Here is an 18928-nt window from a genome sequence, read left to right as displayed (position 1 = left end):
CTACGGAAGGGCAGCGAGGCATGCGCCAGCTCATCATCATCGGTTCCGGCCCGGCCGGGTTCACCGCCGGCATCTACGCGGCACGCGCGGAGCTCAAGCCCCTGATCGTCGCCTCCAGCGTCGAGACCGGCGGCGAGCTCACGAAGACGACCGAGGTCGAGAACTTCCCGGGCTTCCCCGAGGGGATCCAAGGCCCGGACCTCATGATCAAGATGCAGGAACAGGCCGAGAAGTTCGGCGCCGAGGTCCTGTACGACGACGCCGTGTCGGTCGACCTCACCGGTGACGTCAAGAAGGTCACGGTCGGCTCCGGCGAGACGTACGAGGCCCTCGCAGTCATCTACGCGACCGGCTCGGCGTACCGCCACCTCGGCCTCGCCGACGAAGAGCGGCTGTCCGGCCACGGCGTCAGCTGGTGCGCGACCTGCGACGGCTTCTTCTTCCGCCAGAAGAACATCGCCGTCGTCGGCGGTGGCGACTCTGCGATGGAAGAGGCCACGTTCCTCACCCGCTTCGCCGACAAGGTGACGGTCATCCACCGCAAGGACACCCTGCGCGCGTCGAAGATCATGCAGGACCGGGCGATGAACGACCCGAAGATCGAGTTCGCGTGGAACAAGGAGGTCACCGGCATCACGGGTGACTCCGCGGTGACCGGCGTCACGCTGCGCGACACGGTGGACGGCACCGAGAGCGAACTGGCCCTCGACGGCCTCTTCATCGCGATCGGCAACGACCCGCGCACGCACCTGATCCACGGCCAGATCGACATCGCCCCCGAGGGCACGATCGCGGTCCAGGGTCGCTCCTCGAAGACGAACCTGCCCGGCGTGTTCGCCGCCGGTGACGTCATCGACCCGACCTACCGCCAGGCGATCACGGCCGCCGGCTCCGGCACCGTCGCGGCGCTCGACGCGGAGAAGTACCTCGCCGAGCTCGACGACGCGCTGACCGGCCCGGCCGAGGGCGTGACCCCCGAGTCGCCCGTCACGGTCGACGTCGAAGCCGCCCACGCCTGATCCACGGAATACCGCAGCGCCCCGGGCGTTGCACCCACTGATCGACTTCTCGAAGGAGCACACATGTCCAACGCCAAGGCAGTCACCGACGCCACCTTCTCGGACGAGGTCCTCAAGTCCGACAAGACGATCCTCGTCGACTTCTGGGCCGAGTGGTGCGGCCCGTGTCGCGCGGTCTCGCCGATCCTCGACCAGATCGCCGAAGAGCACGCCGGCAAGATCGAGATCGTGAAGCTCAACGTGGACGACAACCCCCAGTCGGCCATGAACTACCAGATCACGTCGATCCCGGCGATGAAGGTCTTCAAGGGCGGCGAGGTCGTCAAGACCGTCATCGGCGCGAAGCCGAAGCCGGCGCTCGAGGCCGACCTCGCAGAGTTCCTCGCGTAGGCACCTGCCCCACCGAGCGGCCCCGCACCCCACCGGGTGCGGGGCCGCTCGCGGTTCCGGGCCACCGGTTCAGGATCGGCTCTGTCGTGGGGCCCGGGTTCCCGGGGTCGATGTCGTAGTGTGGCGGGAATGTGAGTGGCGGGCAGGTCCCGCTGGAACGGAGCCAAGATGACGAACGGCAACAGCCTCGACCCCTGGTACGACTCCTACGCCCAGCGCACCGCCGGGCTGAGCGCCTCCGAGGTCCGAGCCCTGTTCGCCGTCGCGTCGCGGCCCGAGGTGGTCTCGCTCGCCGGCGGCATGCCGTACGTCTCCGCGCTGCCGCGTGAGCTCGTCACGGGCTCCCTCGACCGTGTGATGGCCGAGGACGCCGCCATGGCGCTCCAGTACGGCGGGGGACAGGGCCTGCGGTCCCTGCGCGAGCACATCGTCGACGTGATGAGCCTCGAGGGCATCCGTGCCAGTGCCGAGGACGTCGTCGTCACCACCGGGTCGCAGCACGCGCTGGACCTCGTCACCCGACTCTTCATCGACCCGGGTGACGTCGTGCTCGCCGAATCGCCGTCCTACGTCGGCGCGATCGGGGTCTTCCGGTCGTACCAGGCCGAGACCGTGCACGTCTCCACCGACGAGAACGGTCTCGTCCCCGAAGCGCTGCGCGAAGCGATCGCGAACCTGCGGACCCAGGGCAAGCGGATCAAGTTCCTCTACACGATCCCGAACTTCCACAACCCCGCCGGTGTGACCCTCAGCCGCGAGCGTCGCATCGAGATCCTCGACATCTGCCGTTCGAACAACATCCTCGTGCTCGAGGACAACCCGTACGGCCTCCTCTGGTTCGACGAGCCGGCGCCGCAGGCGATCCGATCGATCGACGAGGAGGGCGTGGTCTACCTCGGCTCGTTCTCCAAGACGCTCGCGCCGGGCTTCCGCGTCGGCTGGGCCCTCGCACCCCACGCCATCCGCGAGAAGCTCGTCCTCGCCAACGAGTCGGCCGTCCTCGCGCCGAACTCCTTCGGCCAGTACGTGGTGAACGCCTACCTCGACGCCGCGGACTGGAAGGGTCAGGTCGACACCTTCCGGGGCCTCTACGCCGAGCGTCGTGACGCCATGCTGTCCGCGCTGGGGGAGTTCCTGCCGGACCTGTCCTGGACGAAGCCGAACGGTGGCTTCTTCGTGTGGCTGACCCTGCCCGAGTCGCTCGACTCCAAGGGGATGCTGCCGCGGGCAGTCAAGGAGCTCGTCGCCTACACCCCGGGGACGGCCTTCTACGCCGACGGACGCGGCGGCGGTCACATCCGCCTGTCGTTCTGCTACCCGACGCCGGAGCAGATCCGCGTCGGCGTGAAGCGGCTCGCGAACGTCGTCAACGACGAGCTCGAGCTGGTCGAGACCTTCGGGTCCGCGACGCGGCCCAACGCTGTCGTCCGACCGGCATCGTCGGTGAGCGCTCCGCCGCCGAACATCTCCTGATCAGCACTTTTCACCGTTCCACCCGCAGTACCGGAGGTCCATCCGCATGGCCGAGCTCACCCGCCGTCACGTCGTCGTCGTCGCGGGAGGGATCTCGCACGAGCGTGACGTCTCCCTGCGGTCCGGACGCCGGGTGGCCGACTCGCTGACCGGGTACGGCTGGCAGGTAGACCTCCGCGACGCAGACGCATCGTTGCTCCCGACCCTGCGGGAGAGCCGCCCGGACGTCGTGTGGCCGGCTCTGCACGGCGCCTCCGGTGAGGACGGCGCCCTGCGGGGCATCCTGGAGGCGCTGGACATCCCGTTCGTCGGCTCACGTTCGACGTCGGCCCGGCTGGCATGGGACAAGCCCACCGCGTCGGCGCTGGTCGCGCGGGCGGGCGTCCGGACCCCGCGCTCGGTCACGCTCTCGCACGACGTCTTCCGGGAGCTCGGCGCGGTCGGCGTCCTCGAGAGCATCGCTGTCGAGCACCCGGTCCCACTCGCCGTCAAGCCTGCCCGAGGTGGGAGCGCCCAGGGCGTCACCCTCGTCGACGACGTGAACGACCTGCCGCGCGCGATGGTCACCGCGTACACGTACTGCGACGATGTCGTGGTCGAGCAGCTCATCCGTGGGACCGAGGTCGCGGTCGGCATCATCGACACCGGCGACGGTCCGGTGGCGCTCTCCGCCGTCGAGATCGTCCCCCGCAACGGCATCTACGGGTTCGAGGCGCGGTACAACGCCGGCGAGACCACCTTCTACACGCCGGCACGCCTGTCCGAGGAGTTCGCGGCTGCTGCGTCCGCCGCCGCCGTGGCAGCCCACGAGGCCCTCGGTCTGCGACACATCTCGCGCATCGACCTCATCGTTGACGCCGCTGGGACGCCCTGGTTCCTCGAGGCGAACGTCCTCCCCGGGCTCACCGAGACCTCTCTCGTGCCGCAGGCCCTCTCCGCGTCGGGCTTCGACCTGGGGTGGACCTACGCCGAGCTCGCGGAGCAGGCGATTCGCGACCACCGGGCCTGACGCTGCGATCGTGGGATGCCGACACGTTCCACGTGGAACATCCCTCGCCGCCGTCCTGGCGGCCGTGGGCCTCGGGACACTGGCCGTGGGCGAAGCCGTGCACTGGCGGGCCGCTCTTCGGGCAGGACGGCTTCCACGACCAACGAAGGGCTCCACTGGGCTCGTCGTCGTCCTGGGGTTCGGCAATCGGAGCCATCGCGTCAACGTCGTGAATCGATGGCGGGCCCGGATCGCTGTCCGCACAGCACGCTCGGCTCGCGCTGCCGGCGCTTCCGCTCAGATCCTCTGCAGTGGGGGAGCGGTGCTTGGGACGGTCGCGGAGGCCGTGCTCCTCCGCGACTACATCGAGAACTGCATCGGGTGGGATGGCCCGGTATCGATCGAGTCGGAGAGTCGTTCGACGTGGGAGAACGTCCGGAACGCATTCCCGTGGATTGAGTCGGCGGAATGGGTCGCCTTCGCATCGAACGGGTTGCACGCTGAGAAGGCGCGCATCTACCTCGGGTGTCAGCGACCGGAGCTCGTTGAGCGGCTCGTTGCTGCCGATGACTACCGGTTCGGAGAGATGAGCCTGCTGAAGCCCGTGTTCGCTGCCGTCGGGCTGTGCAAGCTTCGTGCCGTGTTCCACGTGAAACCTCCAGCCTGATCCACCCGTTCCACGTGGAACATTCCCCCAAGCCCGCGCGCAAGACGCCGGCCTCGACCTGTCCGCGGTCCACACTCGCCGCCGGAGGGCCGCACACAGAGCGAGTCGGCCCGGAGCCACAGCCCTCACTTCCATGCATGCAGGGACGGGTGCGGGATCCCTGCGTGCGGCCGTCACGCATGAGGGAGACGGAGCCTTCAGCTGGCCCGCGCCCATCTCATCGCACTCGAGCAGGAGCTCTTCGCAGCGGCTCGCAGACCGAGGGCTCCGTGCCAAGCGCCGAGGAGATCATTCGCAGCTCATCGACCAACGGGGGAGCGGCCCGGCCCGAGCGCCCCGCCCATCACGGATCGCGCCGTTGCCGCGAAGGAACCCCGGGGGCCAACTCCTCCTCGTATCGTGCGGGTCTTCCTACATTCCGCCTCAACGTCTCCCGCCACCCACGCGCGTGCGAACGTGCAGCCGGGCTCGAGGCGGGATTCGAGACGCGCCGAAACCGCTCGATCACCCCACCGCGAATGCGCGGCCCGGATGACCGTCACGGCGGGAACACGCGAGCCACTGACTTCGACGCCTGGCCGCATCTGGTTGCTCCGTGCAGGGGCGAGATCGCTCGGTACGACGGCTCCGGCGGGGGCGGGCACGGTGCCACGATCGGAGAGAACGGCGCCTGCTGGCCGAACGAGCCACCCTCGGCGCTTCGACTCGATGTTCCACGTGAAACGCTGCTGTACGATCAGGCCCCCGAACAACGGGATACCCGAGAGGCCACAGCAGGCTCACTCAGGGCCCAGTAGACCTGCCGTCAGACCCACGGACCCGGCGACGCCGTCGAGCCGGCAGGCGGCCGCACAGCGCCGCACAGAGACCTCCGCGCCAGGCGACGGCGGAACGTCAGCCCGCGACGTCCTCGATACCGAGCTCCCCGAGGATCCGGTTGAGGTCATCCCCGTTCGCGAAGTCGATCGTCACCGAGCTCTTCCGCGCCCCGACAGCGATCTTGACCCGCGTGTTCAACCGATCCCCGAGCCGCTCCGCCAGGTCGTTGAAGTGCACCTGCCGCTTGGACGGCTCCGCCTTGGGCTTCACCGGCGTCTTCGCCGCGAGCTGCTGCGCGATCGACTCGGCGGCCCGGACGGACAGGTCCTCGTTGACGATCTTCTCTGCGAGGTACTCCATGGCCTCGGCGTCGGGCGCAGCGAGGATCGCACGTGCGTGTCCGGCCGAGAGCACACCAGCTGCCACACGCCGCTGGACGGGGGAGGGGAGTCGCAGGAGACGGATCGTGTTGGTGATCTGCGGACGCGAACGGCCGATCCGCTGGGCGAGCTGTTCCTGCGTGATCCCGAAGTCCGCAAGGAGCTGCTGGTACGCCGAAGCCTCTTCGAGCGGGTTGAGGTTCGCGCGATGGAGATTCTCGAGCAGGGCATCACGGAGCATCGCATCGTCGGGAGTGTCCTTGACGATGGCCGGAATGGTGCTCAGCCCGAGCTCCTTGGTGGCGCGAAGTCGGCGCTCACCCATGATCAGCTCGTACTGCGGCTCCGTCCCAGCGGCGCCGGCGATCGGGCGCACGACGATCGGCTGCAGGACACCGATCTCGCGGATCGAGTGGACGAGTTCCTGCAGTTCCTCTTCGCGGAACTCCTTGCGCGGCTGCTGCGCGTTCGGCACGACGTCGAGGGGGTTCAGGTTCGCCAGACGCGCGCCGGGAACCGCGACGAGCTCCTCTGCGGTCCCACCGTCGACGAGCGGCGCGGACGCCGGCGATCCACCGGTCGGGAAGAACACGTCGACAGGGCGGTCTTGCTGCTCCGACGCCGTCGGGATGAGGGCTCCGATGCCCCGTCCGAGTCCAGTTCGCTTCGGTGCCATCAGTGCTGCGCTCCTCGTGCTGCGATCTCGGCTGCCGCCTCCAGGTAGGAGAGCGAGCCGGTTGAGTTGACGTCGTACGCAACGACGCTCTGCCCGTAGCTCGGGGCTTCGCTGACGCGGACGGATCGGGGGATCACGGCCTCGAGCACCTGCTCGCCGAAGTGCTCCCGCACGTCTGCTGCGACCTGGTTGGAGAGGTTCGTCCGGCTGTCGTACATCGTCAGGAGGATGGTCGACACGGCGAGGTTCGGGTTCAGGTGCCGCTCGATGAGCTCGATGTTCCGGAGCAGCTGACTCAACCCTTCGAGCGCGTAGTACTCGCACTGGATCGGGATCAGGACTTCGCGCGCTGCGACGAAGGCGTTGATCGTGAGCAGCCCGAGCGACGGGGGGCAGTCGATGAAGACGTAGTGGTACGGCTCGTCCAGCGACTCGAGGTACTGGTCCAGCGCGGTCCGCAGGCGCTGTTCGCGGGCGACGAGCGACACCAGTTCGATCTCGGCGCCGGCGAGGTGGATCGTGGCCGGTACGCACCAGAGCGTGTCCGACTCGGGGGAGCGCTGGACCGTGTCGGCGATCGGTGCCTCGTCGACGATCACGTCGTAGATGCTCGGGACCTCGGCCTGGTGGTCGACACCGAGCGCCGTGGACGCGTTGCCCTGCGGGTCGAGGTCGATCACCAGCACGCGGGCTCCGCCGTGCGCCAACGCAGCGGCGAGGTTGACCGTGGTGGTGGTCTTGCCGACGCCACCCTTCTGGTTCGACACCGTGAAGACGCGCGTCTTCGGCGGCAGCGGGAACTGCTGCGTCGCGATCGCACGGCGACGACGGTTCAGATCAGCGATCTCACGGGCGAGCGGTGTCGACGCGTCGTAATCGGTCGATGAACTCAACGAGTGCCTCTTCCCCGGTTCGGTGTTTCACGTGGAACGCGGAGCCACTGGTGGCCGGTCGAACCGGCCCGAGCCGCGGCGTCAGTCAACTGTAGCCCGGAAGACGCGCGTGGTCTCCTCGACCACACCGACTCCGAGCTCGAGCACCTCGACATCGGCGAGACGCTTCCGGAGGATGACCTTCCGAGCCTTCTCCATCTCGTCCTCGACGCGGGCGCCCTTCATGAGGATGAGCTGGCCACCGGATCGAACCAGGGGCACGGTCAGGGGGATCAGCTTCGACAACGCGCTGACCGCTCGCGCAGTCACCTGGTCGACCACGATGTCGTCGGCGACGTCCTCAGCACGGGCACGGACGACCTCGACGTTGTCGAGGCCGAGGCGCGAGGCCTCCGACGTCAGCCAATCCACTCGCCGTTCCATCGGTTCGATGAGCGTGAGGTGCACGTCCGGCCGGGCGATCGCGAGCACCAAGCCGGGGAGTCCAGCACCGGAACCGACGTCCGCGACCCGGCCCCGTTCCTCCAGGAGTGGAGCGAGCACCGCAGAATTGAGGATGTGTCGCGTCCACAAGCGCGGCAGTTCGAGCGGGCCGATCAGGCCGAGCTCCTCACCGCGTCGAGCAAGCTCGTTCGTGAAGGAACGCGCCAGGTCGATGCGATCGCCGAAGAGCGTCGCAGCAGCCGCCGGCTCCGTCTCGAGGACGGGAGGCGCGGTCTCGGTCATCGGGTGACGACCGTGTGGCGGTCCCGACCCTCACCCTCGGACTCCGAGTGGAAGCCCTTCTCGGCAACCAGGTCGTGGACCAGCTTGCGCTCGTACGACGACATCGCGGGGAGTGCAGCCGTGGTCGAACCCGCCTCGATGCGCTCGATGGCGGTGTCGACGAGGCGCTGCAGTTCGGACGCACGAGCATCGCGCGAGCCGCCGACGTCGAGGATCAGCCTGCTGAACTCGCCGGTCTCGGCCTGGACGGCGATGCGCGTGAGCTCCTGCAGGGCCGAGACGGTGTCCGGCTTCGACAGCACGCGGAGCGCGTCGCCCTCGTCCGTGACGGACAGGTACACGCGGCCCGCACGCTCCTCGATCTCGATGTCACCGTCGAGGTCGCAGATGTCGAGGAGTTCCTCGATGTAGTCCGCCGCGATGTCGGCTTCGTCGCGGGCGTCGTCGTCGACGGTCGCGGTCGAGGTGTCGACGGTGGTGTCCACGGCGTCCGCGGTGTCCTGCTCGGTCACTTACTTCTTCCCGTTCTTCTTGGCACGGTTCTTGCCGACCGGCTGCTGCCGCTGGGTCGTCACGCGGACGGCCTCGATCTCGGCGGCACCGGCACCGGCACCGGCCTCGGCGAGGACCGGGGTGGCGGCACCGCGACGCTGCGCCTTCTTCGCGAGACGTGCCTCACGAGCGAGTGCAGCCTCGGAGCCGGGGGTCGGCATGCTGCGGATGACGAAGTACTGCTGCGCCATCGTCCAGACGTTCGAGGCGAGCCAGTAGAACATGACGCCGAGGGGGAACGACAGACCGGAGATGACGAAGACCAGCGGGAGGATGTACAGCATCATCTTCTGCTGGCGGTACATCGGAGACTCCTTGGTCTCCGGCGACATGTTCTTCGCGACGAGCTGCAGCTGGGTGATGAACTGCGAGGCGGTCATCACGACGATCATGACGCCGGCGATGACCCGGACCTCCCAGCCGGAGGCGTTCGTGAACGTCTCGTGCAGGGGAGCGCCGAAGAGCGATGCGTTGCCGAACGACGCGGCGAGGTCGTTCGTGAGCAGGCCGATGCCCGTCTTGTTGATCTGCGCCTCGTGCAGCACCGAGTACAGCGAGAAGAAGATCGGCATCTGGATCAGCAGCGGCAGGCAGGAGCTCAGCGGGTTCGTCCCGGTCTCCTTGTACAGCGCCATGGTCTCGCGGCTCATGGCCTCACGCGAGAACTGGTCCTTCTTGCCCTTGTACTTCTCTTGGATCTTCTTGAGCTGCGGCGCCACCTCGAGCATGCGGCGCTGCGACTTGATCTGGCGCACGAAGATCGGGATGAGCGCGGCGCGCACCACGAAGGTCAGGAAGATGATGGAGAGCACCCAGGTGATGCCGGCTCCGGGGTCCATGCCGATGCTCTCGAAGATCCAGTGGAAGCCCACGAGGATGGCCGAGACCACCCACTTGAGCGGCCAGAGGATCGTTCCGATGAATCCGAGGTCCATGGGGACTGTCACGCCTTTCGAGTGCGCTGGGGGAGCAGGACCGGCAGGGTGGAACCACCCGTGGGCTGCGGCTGCGGCTGGGTCGGTGCGAGCACGAACCCGAACCGGTTGACGTCGTAGGGGCGACGCCGTGCACGGACGTCGTCGATGCCCCCGGCTGCCCAGGGGTTGCACCGTGCGATGCGCCATGCACCCATGGCGGATCCGCGGACGACGCCGTACTGCTGGATCGCCTCGAGCGCGTACCGGGAGCACGAGGGGTGGTACCGACAGACGTTGCCGTAGAGCGGTGAGATCACGGCACGGTAGGCGCGCAGCACGATGACGCACACGTTGCGCGGGAGCAACGCGACGGCCCAGGCGAGCCGGGTCCACAGGTTGCGGTTCATGCTGCCTTCTCCACACCACGCGCACAGGAGCGCGAGACGTCTTCGAGCAGGGTAGGCCATCCGGCCTGCGCAGCGGCTGGCAGTGCGCGGACCACCACGTCGTAGCCGACGGGGATGTCGGCGAGCAGTCCGTGCGCGATCGCCTTGAGGCGACGCCTGACCAGGTTCCGGGTCACGGCGTTGCCCACCGTCTTCGCGACGATGAACCCGAACCGGGTCGGACCGGTACCGCTCGACGGGTCGTCCGAGGTGCGACGAACCACCGATACGACGGCGTGCGCCGTGGCGCTTCTGCGACCACGACGCACGACGGACCGGTAGTCGTCACCTCGGACGATCCGGTTGGCGCGGGCCAACACGAGTCGGTACCGGAGGACGAGATCAGGCGGGGAGCCTGATCAGGCGCTGAGCTCGGTGCGGCCCTTGGCGCGACGTGCGGCCAGGATGGCGCGGCCGGCACGGGTGCGCATGCGGGCGCGGAAGCCGTGCTTCTTGGCGCGGCGGCGGTTGTTCGGCTGGAAGGTGCGCTTGCTCATGATGTTCTCCACACGGCTGCTCGCGGCGAGCCGTCACGTATGTGTAGTCGCTCGGTGCCGAACGACGCAGATGGGCGCGACCGAACGGCCGCAGTCAACTGGTTAACGGTACGTGACAGGGGCGAGCAGGTCAAACGCCGTCGTCGACCCGACCGCGGGAGCGGTGCGCACGTTCATTATCCACATTGGGGAAAACGTGCGTTCGGTACGACGCGCTCGAGTCCTTTACAGTGGGGTGATCGACCGGCCAGCGGCCCGGTACGACGGGGGATTCCCCTCGTCGTGCGGCTCGCGCCGGTCGTGGACAAGACTGTGGACAACCCTGTGGACCACCATGCGGGACGACACGTGTCCGGGACGTCGACGATGCCACCCGGACTCACGACGACCCGCCAGGAACGATCCGGCGGTCGACGCTGCGCCGGTCCGTCCGGCGGCGGTGGACACCCAGTGCAGACGAGCACCAGCGACGAGCACGACACGACATCAGGAGACGAGCGCGACATGACGATGCCGGCCGACCCCGTCGAGGACCTCTGGTCATCCGTCCTCGGACTCCTCTCGGAGGACGACCGCATCACCCCGCAGCTGCACGGCTTCCTCAACCTGGTCGAGCCGAAGGGCGTGCTCGCCGGCACCCTCTACCTCGAGGTGCCGAACGACCTCACCCGCGGCATGCTCGAGCAGCGGATCCGCATCCCGATCACCGAGGCCGTCTCCCGCATCGGTGACGACACCGTCGCGAACTTCGCCATCACGGTGAACCCGGACATGGCGTCCGAGCCGCGGGTCGACACGCAGGTCACGAGCAACGTCCCCGAGTACGCCGAGCCGGTGCAGGAAGCCGTCGAGCAGAGTGCGGCCCCCCGCCAGTACATCGAGGCGCCGTTCGTCCCGAGCCAGATCGACTCCCCGGGGACCAGCGGTCGCCCCGAGTCCCGGCTCAACCCCAAGTACAACTTCGACAACTTCGTCATCGGCTCGTCGAACCGCTTCGCCCACGCGGCGGCGGTCGCGGTGGCCGAGGCGCCGGCGAAGGCCTACAACCCGCTCTTCATCTACGGCGACTCGGGCCTCGGCAAGACCCACCTCCTGCACGCGATCGGCCACTACGCCGAGAGCCTCTACCCGGGGATCCGGGTGCGGTACGTGTCCAGCGAGGAGTTCACGAACGACTTCATTAACTCGATCGCGAACAACCGGTCGAACCAGTTCCAGCAGCGGTACCGCGACATCGACATCCTGCTGATCGACGACATCCAGTTCCTGCAGGGCAAGGACTCCACGCAAGAGGCGTTCTTCCACACCTTCAACACGCTGCACGACCACAACAAGCAGGTCGTCATCACGTCGGACGTCGCGCCGAAGCACCTGACCGGGTTCGAGGACCGGATGCGCTCCCGCTTCGAGTGGGGCCTCATCACCGACGTCCAGGCGCCGGACCTCGAGACCCGCATCGCGATCCTCCGCAAGAAGGCGCAGTCCGACCACCTGCAGGTGCCCGACGACATCCTCGAGTTCATCGCGTCGAAGGTGTCGAGCAACATCCGGGAGCTCGAGGGCACCCTGATCCGCGTCACGGCGTTCGCGAGCCTGAACCGGACGGCCGTCGACATGGCCCTGGTGCAGACGGTCCTCAAGGACCTCATCACGCTCGACGACGACAACGTGATCGCGCCGACGGACATCATCAACCACACCGCGGAGTACTTCAAGCTCTCCGTCGACGACCTCTACGGGTCCTCCCGCTCGCAGGCGATCGCCACGGCACGGCAGATCGCGATGTACCTCTGCCGTGAGATGACGAGCCTGTCGCTGCCGAAGATCGGACAGCTCTTCGGCAACCGGGACCACACCACGGTCATGTACGCCAACAAGAAGATCGCGGAGCTCATGAAGGAGCGTCGCTCGATCTACAACCAGGTCACCGAGCTAACCAGCCGCATCAAGCAGGACCGTCGCTACCGCTGACGCACGTCGCGTTGCGTCGCGCTGCGCACATCTGGTACGGCCCTGGAGGCGCGGCTGACGACCGTCAGATCGGCCTGCTTCCGCGCGCATCCACCATCTGAGACGGTTCCATGCGCCGGACTTCACACAGTGTGGAAAGCCTGTGGATAACTGTGGAGGACACGCCGGTCGGTTGTTCACAGCGGAGGGGCCACCTGTGGAGACTGGGGATGGATGTGGATAGATGAGATTCATTCATCCAGACGCCGCCCACACACCACTCACAACTCACACGTGTGTAGTTCCCTGTGGACAAGCGGTGTTAACAGGGTTATCCACAGTGTGCACAGGCGTTAACACCATTACTCCTGGTTAACGATTGATCTCAGCGGGCCAACCTTGTGGACGGCGGGATGACAAGAAATCCGGGCCTCGCCGGGCTGTGCCACAATGGGGCGGCCGGACAGTCCAACCGATCGACAGGGGTTCCAGCTGTGAAGTTCGAGGTCAACCGGGACGTCTTCTCCGAAGCCGTCTCCTTCGCGGTGAAGCTCCTCCCACAGCGCACGACCCTCCCGATCCTCTCGGGCGTCCTCATCCACGCCGACGGCGATCGACTCACGCTCTCGTCGTTCGACTACGAGGTCTCGGCGCAGACGTCCATCGCCGCGCAGATCGACGACCCCGGCACGGTGCTCGTCTCCGGCCGGCTCCTCAACGACATCGCGAGCCGCCTGCCGAACGCCCCGGTCACCTTCACCACCGAGGACTCGAAGATCTCGGTCACCTGCGGTTCGGCGCACTTCACGCTGCTGTCCATGCCGGTCGAGGAGTACCCGACGCTCCCCGAGATCGGCGAGCAGACCGGCGTCATCCCCGGCGACGCCTTCTCCGAAGCCGTGTCCCAGGTCGCCGTCGCCGCCAGCCGCGACGACGTCACCCCCGTGATCACCGGCGTCCAGCTCGAGGTCGGCGACAACGACCTGTCGCTCATCGCCACGGACCGCTACCGCGTCGCCGTCCGCACCATCGCGTGGGACTCCGGCCGCGTCGGGTCCGACCCGCTGCACGCGCTCGTCCCGGCCCGCACCCTGCAAGAGGTGGGCCGCACGTTCGGCTCGGCATCCACCGTCTCGGTGTCGATCAGCGGCTCGTCCGACCGCGAGCTCATCGCGTTCCACGCGGACGACAAGACCGTCACGTCGCTGCTCATCAAGGGCAACTACCCGCCGGTCCGCCGGCTCTTCCCCGAGACCGTCCAGGACCACGCGGTGATCAACACCGCGGAACTGGTCGAGGCGGTCCGACGGGTCTCCCTCGTCCTGGAGCGCGAAGCCGCCCTCCGGTTCTCCTTCACGGTCGACGGGCTCACGCTCGAAGCGATCGGTTCCGAACAAGCGCAGGCGTCAGAGTCGATCAGTGCGTTGCTGACCGGTGAGGAAACGGTGGTCTCGCTGAAGCCCGCCTTCCTCCTGGACGGGTTGAACGCGGTGCACTCCGAGTTCGTCCGGATCTCCTTCACCAAGACGGAGAACCCCAACAAGCCGGGCCCGGTGCTCATCACCGGGCAGACCTCGCAAGAGGCCCCGGCCGCGGACGGATACCGGTACCTGCTGCAGCCCAATCTCCTGCTGCGGTAAGCGCAACAGCCGAACACTGCGCTGACGCGCCACCCCTGCATCAGCGCGACGACGAACAGAAGAGGAAATCATGCACATCGGTCTTGTCGGCCTCGGTCGCATGGGCAACAACATGCGTGCCCGTCTCCGCAACGCAGGCATCGAGGTCACCGGCTACGACGCGAACCCCGCCGTCTCGGACGTCGCCGACCTCGGCGCACTCGCCGCGGCGCTCCCCGAGGGCAAGAAGCTCGTGTGGGTCATGGTCCCGCACGGCAAGATCACCGACGACGTGATCACCGACCTGTCGAACGTCCTGAGCGAGGGCGACCTCGTGATCGACGGCGGCAACTCGAAGTGGCTCGACGACGAGGTGCACGCCAAGCAGCTCGACGCGAAGGGCATCCGCTACATGGACGCCGGCGTCTCCGGTGGCGTCTGGGGCAAGGACAACGGCTACGGCCTCATGGTGGGCGGCGCCCCCGAGGACGTCGAGTTCGCCATGCCGGTCTTCGACGCGCTCCGTCCCGAGGGCCCGCGCGAAGAGGGCTTCTCGCACGCCGGCGGCGTCGGCGCTGGTCACTACGCGAAGATGGTCCACAACGGCATCGAGTACGCGATCATGCAGGCCTACGGCGAGGGCTACGAGCTCCTCGAGGCCAAGGACATCGTCCACGACGTCCCGGCGGTCTTCGCCGGATGGCAGCGCGGCACGGTCGTCCGCTCCTGGCTGCTCGACCTCCTCGTCCTCGCGATCAACGAGGACCCGAAGCTCGACGAGCTCGAGGGCTACGTCGACGACTCGGGCGAGGGTCGCTGGACCCTCGAAGAGGCGATCGAGCTCGCGGTGCCGATGCCCGCGCTCTCCGCGGCGATGTTCGCCCGCTTCGTCTCGCGTCAGGGCAGCGAGTCCCCGACGATGAAGGCCGTCGCGGCGCTCCGCAACCAGTTCGGCGGCCACGCCGTCAAGAAGGCGTAGTCCAACCGGGGCAACCCGGCCACGGCCCGCGTGCACGTCGACCACCTGCAACTCACGGACTTCCGGAACTACCGGGAGGCCGAGGTCGACCTCGCACGCGGGCCGAACCTGTTCGTCGGCCGGAACGGACAGGGCAAGACCAACCTCGTCGAGGCGATCGGCTACCTCTCCACCCTGGGGTCGCACCGGGTCCCGACGGACGCGGCACTCGTGCGGCAGGGCTGCGACGCGGCGATCGTCCGCGCGCGGCTCGCGCACGAGGACCGCAGCATCCTCGCCGAGGTCCAGATCAACCGCACCGGCTCGAACCGGGCGCAGGTGAACCGCTCGGCCATCAAGCCCCGCGAGCTCCCGCGCTACTGCACGAGCGTCCTCTTCGCTCCCGAGGACCTCGCGCTGGTCCGCGGCGAACCGGCCGGCCGACGCCGGATGCTCGACGAGCTCCTCGGGCAGATCGCCCCGCGCATGCAGGGCGTCCTCGCCGACTACGACCGGACGCTCCGGCAGCGGAACACCCTGTTGAAGTCGGCCCGGGCGACCGGTGCGAAGGCGGGTTCGCTCGCGACGCTCGACGTCTGGGACGAGCGTCTCGTGGCGTTCGGCGCCGAGATCATCGCCGCCCGTGACCACCTCACCCGGCGGCTCGCCCCGTTCGTGGCCGAGGCCTACGCGACCGTCGCCGGCGAACGGCACGAGGCGTCGATTACCGGCGTCCTGAGCGTCCGCGGCGGCGACCCGGAGGACGCGGCCGCGACGGATCCCGTCCTCGGGACACCCGACGAGCCGGTCACCGTCACCGCGGCTGCCGATGCGTTCCGCGCGGCACTCGAACGGCGTCGACGCGACGAGCTCGACCGCGGCCTGACGCTCGTCGGTCCCCACCGCGACGACGTCCTCTTCCAGCTGAACGGGTTACCTGCCCGCGGCTACGCCAGTCACGGGGAATCGTGGTCGTTCGCGCTCGCCGTGCAGCTGGCCAGTGCGTCGATCCTCCGCGCCGAGTCGAGCCTGGGGGATCCGATCATCATCCTCGACGACGTGTTCGCCGAACTCGACGAGTCGCGCCGGGAACGCCTGGCCGGGGCGGTCGCCGACTACGAGCAGGTGCTCATCACCGCGGCGGTGTTCGGTGACGTGCCCGAGCAGCTGGCCGCGCAAACGGTCCGGATCGAAGCGGGCACGATCGTGACCGACGAGGCGGAGCCGAGCCGCGCCTCCAGTCCGACCGAGAACCCGGGAGCCCACCCGGCGGAGGCCGACGTCTGATGCCGAAACCGTCGAGACCCACCGAGCCCTCGCGGGTCTACCGGCACCTCCGCGCCGTCTTCGGCGACCCCTCGAAGCGCGGCGTCGACGCGCGCCGGCGCCGTATGAAGGGACTCGACCCCGATTCCGTGCCCTACGGTCGCGGTCGCGAGCCCGCCGGACTCGGTGACGTCGTCGGTTCGCTCGCGCAGGAACTGGGCTGGACCGAGCCCCTCGCGCGGTCCGAGCTGTTCGTGGACTGGCCCGCCGTGGTGGGCGAGGAACTCGCGAAGCACTCCCGACCCGTGACCATCGACGACGGTGCACTCGTCATCCGGTGCGACTCGACGGCCTGGGCGACCCAGCTCCGACTGATGCGCAGCACCGTCACGACGACCATCGCCGAGCGGCACCCCGAGGCGGGGGTGCAGTCGATCCGGGTTTCGGGCCCCGACGCCCCCACCTGGAAACGCGGTCCCAGGACGGTTCAGGGGCGCGGTCCCCGCGACACTTACGGGTAGGGCGACGAAATCGTCCGGGAGGACGAAAAAAGGCCGTCCACGGCCGGAATCCGCCCTCGGAGGAGGGGGTCCTGCGGTAGACTGAGAGGTGCAGTGCGCGGGTGTTCCGCGCGCAGGCAGGAGCACCTTCGAATGACATCCGGATCTGACGACGACCGACAGAACTCGTCCGGCGAGGCGACCCCGCAGAGCGATCCAGCGTACGGCGCAGACCAGATCCAGGTGCTCGAGGGACTCGAAGCCGTCCGGAAGCGTCCGGGCATGTACATCGGGTCGACGGGTCCCCGCGGTCTGCACCACCTCGTGCAGGAGATCGTCGACAACTCCGTCGACGAAGCGCTCGCGGGCTACTGCGACACGATCAACGTCACCATCCGCGAAGACGGCGGCGTCCGCGTGGTCGACAACGGCCGTGGCATCCCCGTCGGGATCCACGCTGCCGAGGGCGTCTCGACCGTCCAGGTCGTGCTCACCGTCCTGCACGCCGGCGGCAAGTTCGGCGGCGGCGCGTACGCGGTGTCCGGTGGTCTGCACGGCGTCGGTTCGTCGGTCGTCAACGCGCTGAGCTCTGAGCTCGACGTCGAGGTCCGCCAGCAGGGCCACGTCTGGCGCCAGAGCTACACCGACGGCGTCCCGGTCGCGCCCCTGTCGAAGGACGAGGAAGACGACGGCCACGGCACCACGATCACCTTCTGGCCGAACGCCGACATCTTCGAGACCGTCGTCTTCGACTACGAGACCCTGCGCACGCGCTTCCAGCAGATGGCCTTCCTGAACAAGGGCCTGCGGATCACCCTGACCGACGAGCGCACCCCGGCCGAGGGTGAAGAGGCACGGCACGACTCCTTCCTCTACGAGCGTGGCCTCGCCGACTACGTCGAGTACCTCAACGCCCAGAAGAAGGCCGACCTGGTGCACCCGGACGTCATCGGCTTCGAGGCCGAGGACCCGGAGCGCAAGATCGCGCTCGAGGTCGCGATGCAGTGGAACACCTCCTACCAGGAGAGCGTCCACACCTTCGCGAACACGATCAACACGCACGAGGGCGGCACCCACGAAGAGGGCTTCCGCGCGGCGCTGACGTACCTGGTCAACAAGTACGCGCGCGAGGCGAAGATCATCAAGGAGAAGGACGACAACCTCACGGGTGACGACATCCGTGAAGGGCTGACGGCCGTCATCTCCGTGAAGCTCGGCGAACCGCAGTTCGAGGGGCAGACGAAGACCAAGCTCGGCAACACCGAGGCGAAGGGCTTCGTCCAGCGCGTCGTCGGCACCGAGCTCACCCACTGGTTCGAGAGCAACCCGACGCAGGCCCGCGACGTCGTGCGCAAGGCGATCCAGGCCTCGCAGGCCCGTCTCGCCGCACGCAAGGCGCGCGAGACCACCCGTCGCAAGGGCCTCCTCGAGTCGGGCGGCATGCCCGGCAAGCTCAAGGACTGCCAGTCGAAGGACCCGACGGTCTCCGAGATCTTCATGGTCGAGGGTGACTCGGCCGGTGGTTCCGCCGTGCAGGGTCGCAACCCGATGACGCAGGCGATCCTGCCGCTGCGCGGCAAGATCCTCAACGTCGAGAAGGCCCGCCTCGACCGTGCCCTGGCCAACCAGGAGATCCAGTCGATGATCACGGCGTTCGGCGCCGGCATCGGCGAGGACTTCGACCCGGACAAGGCCCGGTACCACAAGATCGTGCTGATGGCCGATGCCGACGTCGACGGCCAGCACATCACGACCCTGCTCCTCACCCTGCTGTTCCGCTACATGCGGCCGCTCATCGAGCGCGGCTACGTGTACCTCGCGCAGCCGCCGCTCTACCGCCTGAAGTGGTCGAACTCGGCGCACGAGTACGTGTTCAGCGACCGGGAGCGCGACGCCCTGATGCAGGCCGGCCTCGCCGCCGGCAAGCGCATCCCGAAGGACAACGGGATCCAGCGCTACAAGGGTCTCGGCGAGATGGACTACAAGGAGCTGTGGGACACCACGATGAACCCGGACACCCGGACGCTCCTGCAGGTCACGCTCGAGGACGCCGCCGCGGTGGACAGCGTCTTCGCGACGCTGATGGGTGAGGACGTCGAGTCCCGTCGCCAGTTCATCCAGCAGAACGCGAAGGACGTCCGGTTCTTGGACATCTGATCCTGGCCTGGAGGCGCGGCGTGAGCCGCGCGGAC

Annotated in this window: 19 protein-coding genes; 11 read left to right on the top strand and 8 right to left on the bottom strand. The window is 68.1% G+C overall.

The window, feature by feature from the left end:
- The first annotated feature begins 20 nt into the window (after positions 1-20).
- The 5 genes from trxB to BIV01_RS06585 all read left to right on the top strand — a co-directional run bounded on the left by trxB (position 21) and on the right by BIV01_RS06585 (position 4537).
- Positions 21-1019, top strand: coding sequence for a thioredoxin-disulfide reductase (trxB, locus tag BIV01_RS06605; RefSeq protein ID WP_070417477.1), 999 nt, complete (start codon positions 21-23; stop codon positions 1017-1019).
- A gap of 63 nt (positions 1020-1082) precedes the next feature.
- Positions 1083-1409, top strand: coding sequence for a thioredoxin (trxA, locus tag BIV01_RS06600; protein ID WP_017887828.1), 327 nt, complete (start codon positions 1083-1085; stop codon positions 1407-1409).
- Between the two features lie 168 nt (positions 1410-1577).
- The gene (locus BIV01_RS06595; protein ID WP_071302295.1) at positions 1578-2882 is read left to right on the top strand and encodes an aminotransferase-like domain-containing protein; all 1305 of its coding nucleotides are present in this window, start codon (positions 1578-1580) and stop codon (positions 2880-2882) included.
- Between the two features lie 46 nt (positions 2883-2928).
- Positions 2929-3891, top strand: coding sequence for a D-alanine--D-alanine ligase family protein (locus BIV01_RS06590; protein ID WP_071302294.1), 963 nt, complete (start codon positions 2929-2931; stop codon positions 3889-3891).
- Positions 3892-3901: 10 nt separating this feature from the next.
- Positions 3902-4537: an ElyC/SanA/YdcF family protein gene (locus tag BIV01_RS06585; RefSeq protein ID WP_254791786.1), complete on the top strand. Its 636-nt coding sequence runs from the start codon at positions 3902-3904 to the stop codon at positions 4535-4537.
- Positions 4538-5431: 894 nt separating this feature from the next.
- Here BIV01_RS06585 and BIV01_RS06580 read toward each other — a convergent pair.
- From BIV01_RS06580 to rpmH, 8 genes are all read right to left on the bottom strand, one after another.
- On the bottom strand, positions 5432-6412 hold the full coding sequence (locus BIV01_RS06580) for a ParB/RepB/Spo0J family partition protein (protein ID WP_071302293.1): 981 nt from the start codon (positions 6410-6412) through the stop codon (positions 5432-5434).
- Complete coding sequence (locus BIV01_RS06575) at positions 6412-7305, bottom strand: ParA family protein (protein WP_071302292.1); 894 nt, start codon at positions 7303-7305, stop codon at positions 6412-6414. The genes BIV01_RS06580 and BIV01_RS06575 overlap by 1 nt, the downstream gene beginning before the upstream one ends.
- Positions 7306-7386: 81 nt before the next feature.
- Positions 7387-8031 carry a 16S rRNA (guanine(527)-N(7))-methyltransferase RsmG gene (gene rsmG, locus BIV01_RS06570; protein WP_071302291.1) on the bottom strand — a complete coding sequence of 215 codons (645 nt, stop codon included), beginning with the start codon at positions 8029-8031 and terminating at the stop codon, positions 7387-7389.
- Positions 8028-8543, bottom strand: a complete 516-nt coding sequence (locus BIV01_RS06565) for a Jag family protein (protein WP_175473651.1) — start codon at positions 8541-8543, stop codon at positions 8028-8030. The genes rsmG and BIV01_RS06565 overlap by 4 nt, the downstream gene beginning before the upstream one ends.
- The gene (gene yidC / locus BIV01_RS06560) at positions 8544-9518 is read right to left on the bottom strand and encodes a membrane protein insertase YidC (RefSeq protein WP_070417471.1); all 975 of its coding nucleotides are present in this window, start codon (positions 9516-9518) and stop codon (positions 8544-8546) included.
- 8 nt (positions 9519-9526) lie between these two features.
- Positions 9527-9907, bottom strand: coding sequence for a membrane protein insertion efficiency factor YidD (gene yidD / locus BIV01_RS06555; protein ID WP_071294227.1), 381 nt, complete (start codon positions 9905-9907; stop codon positions 9527-9529).
- Positions 9904-10266 carry a ribonuclease P protein component gene (rnpA, locus tag BIV01_RS06550; protein ID WP_070417469.1) on the bottom strand — a complete coding sequence of 121 codons (363 nt, stop codon included), beginning with the start codon at positions 10264-10266 and terminating at the stop codon, positions 9904-9906. The genes yidD and rnpA overlap by 4 nt, the downstream gene beginning before the upstream one ends.
- 39 nt (positions 10267-10305) lie before the next feature.
- Positions 10306-10443: a 50S ribosomal protein L34 gene (gene rpmH / locus BIV01_RS06545; protein WP_058724833.1), complete on the bottom strand. Its 138-nt coding sequence runs from the start codon at positions 10441-10443 to the stop codon at positions 10306-10308.
- 504 nt (positions 10444-10947) lie between these two features.
- Between rpmH and dnaA the strand changes: the two genes are divergently transcribed.
- The 6 genes from dnaA (at position 10948) to gyrB (ending at position 18893) form a co-directional block, all read left to right on the top strand.
- Positions 10948-12414 carry a chromosomal replication initiator protein DnaA gene (gene dnaA / locus BIV01_RS06540; RefSeq protein WP_070419317.1) on the top strand — a complete coding sequence of 489 codons (1467 nt, stop codon included), beginning with the start codon at positions 10948-10950 and terminating at the stop codon, positions 12412-12414.
- Positions 12415-12887: 473 nt separating this feature from the next.
- Positions 12888-14033: a DNA polymerase III subunit beta gene (gene dnaN, locus BIV01_RS06535; protein WP_070417468.1), complete on the top strand. Its 1146-nt coding sequence runs from the start codon at positions 12888-12890 to the stop codon at positions 14031-14033.
- Between the two features lie 70 nt (positions 14034-14103).
- The gene (gnd, locus tag BIV01_RS06530; protein WP_099051919.1) at positions 14104-14991 is read left to right on the top strand and encodes a phosphogluconate dehydrogenase (NAD(+)-dependent, decarboxylating); all 888 of its coding nucleotides are present in this window, start codon (positions 14104-14106) and stop codon (positions 14989-14991) included.
- A 30-nt stretch (positions 14992-15021) separates the two neighbouring features.
- Complete coding sequence (gene recF / locus BIV01_RS06525) at positions 15022-16257, top strand: DNA replication/repair protein RecF (protein WP_071302290.1); 1236 nt, start codon at positions 15022-15024, stop codon at positions 16255-16257.
- Positions 16257-16757: a DUF721 domain-containing protein gene (locus BIV01_RS06520; protein WP_070417465.1), complete on the top strand. Its 501-nt coding sequence runs from the start codon at positions 16257-16259 to the stop codon at positions 16755-16757. The genes recF and BIV01_RS06520 overlap by 1 nt, the downstream gene beginning before the upstream one ends.
- A 132-nt stretch (positions 16758-16889) precedes the next feature.
- Complete coding sequence (gyrB, locus tag BIV01_RS06515) at positions 16890-18893, top strand: DNA topoisomerase (ATP-hydrolyzing) subunit B (protein WP_070417464.1); 2004 nt, start codon at positions 16890-16892, stop codon at positions 18891-18893.
- Positions 18894-18928: the final 35 nt, after the last annotated feature.

Source organism: Curtobacterium sp. MCBA15_013 (genome assembly GCF_001865095.1).
In the GTDB taxonomy this organism is placed as follows: domain Bacteria; phylum Actinomycetota; class Actinomycetes; order Actinomycetales; family Microbacteriaceae; genus Curtobacterium.
Note: the sequence above shows the minus strand (reverse complement) of the source record. Positions and strands in the feature narration are given on the sequence as shown.

Coding starts and splice junctions, on each gene's coding strand:
- rpmH (WP_058724833.1), bottom strand. CDS start 10,443: ATGAGCAAGCGCACCTTCCAGCCGAACAACCGCCGCCGCGCCAAGAAG.
- BIV01_RS06590 (WP_071302294.1), top strand. CDS start 2,929: ATGGCCGAGCTCACCCGCCGTCACGTCGTCGTCGTCGCGGGAGGGATC.
- BIV01_RS06520 (WP_070417465.1), top strand. CDS start 16,257: ATGCCGAAACCGTCGAGACCCACCGAGCCCTCGCGGGTCTACCGGCAC.
- gyrB (WP_070417464.1), top strand. CDS start 16,890: ATGACATCCGGATCTGACGACGACCGACAGAACTCGTCCGGCGAGGCG.
- trxB (WP_070417477.1), top strand. CDS start 21: ATGCGCCAGCTCATCATCATCGGTTCCGGCCCGGCCGGGTTCACCGCC.
- yidD (WP_071294227.1), bottom strand. CDS start 9,907: ATGAACCGCAACCTGTGGACCCGGCTCGCCTGGGCCGTCGCGTTGCTC.
- BIV01_RS06595 (WP_071302295.1), top strand. CDS start 1,578: ATGACGAACGGCAACAGCCTCGACCCCTGGTACGACTCCTACGCCCAG.
- yidC (WP_070417471.1), bottom strand. CDS start 9,518: ATGGACCTCGGATTCATCGGAACGATCCTCTGGCCGCTCAAGTGGGTG.
- BIV01_RS06580 (WP_071302293.1), bottom strand. CDS start 6,412: ATGGCACCGAAGCGAACTGGACTCGGACGGGGCATCGGAGCCCTCATC.
- rsmG (WP_071302291.1), bottom strand. CDS start 8,031: ATGACCGAGACCGCGCCTCCCGTCCTCGAGACGGAGCCGGCGGCTGCT.
- gnd (WP_099051919.1), top strand. CDS start 14,104: ATGCACATCGGTCTTGTCGGCCTCGGTCGCATGGGCAACAACATGCGT.
- trxA (WP_017887828.1), top strand. CDS start 1,083: ATGTCCAACGCCAAGGCAGTCACCGACGCCACCTTCTCGGACGAGGTC.
- dnaA (WP_070419317.1), top strand. CDS start 10,948: ATGACGATGCCGGCCGACCCCGTCGAGGACCTCTGGTCATCCGTCCTC.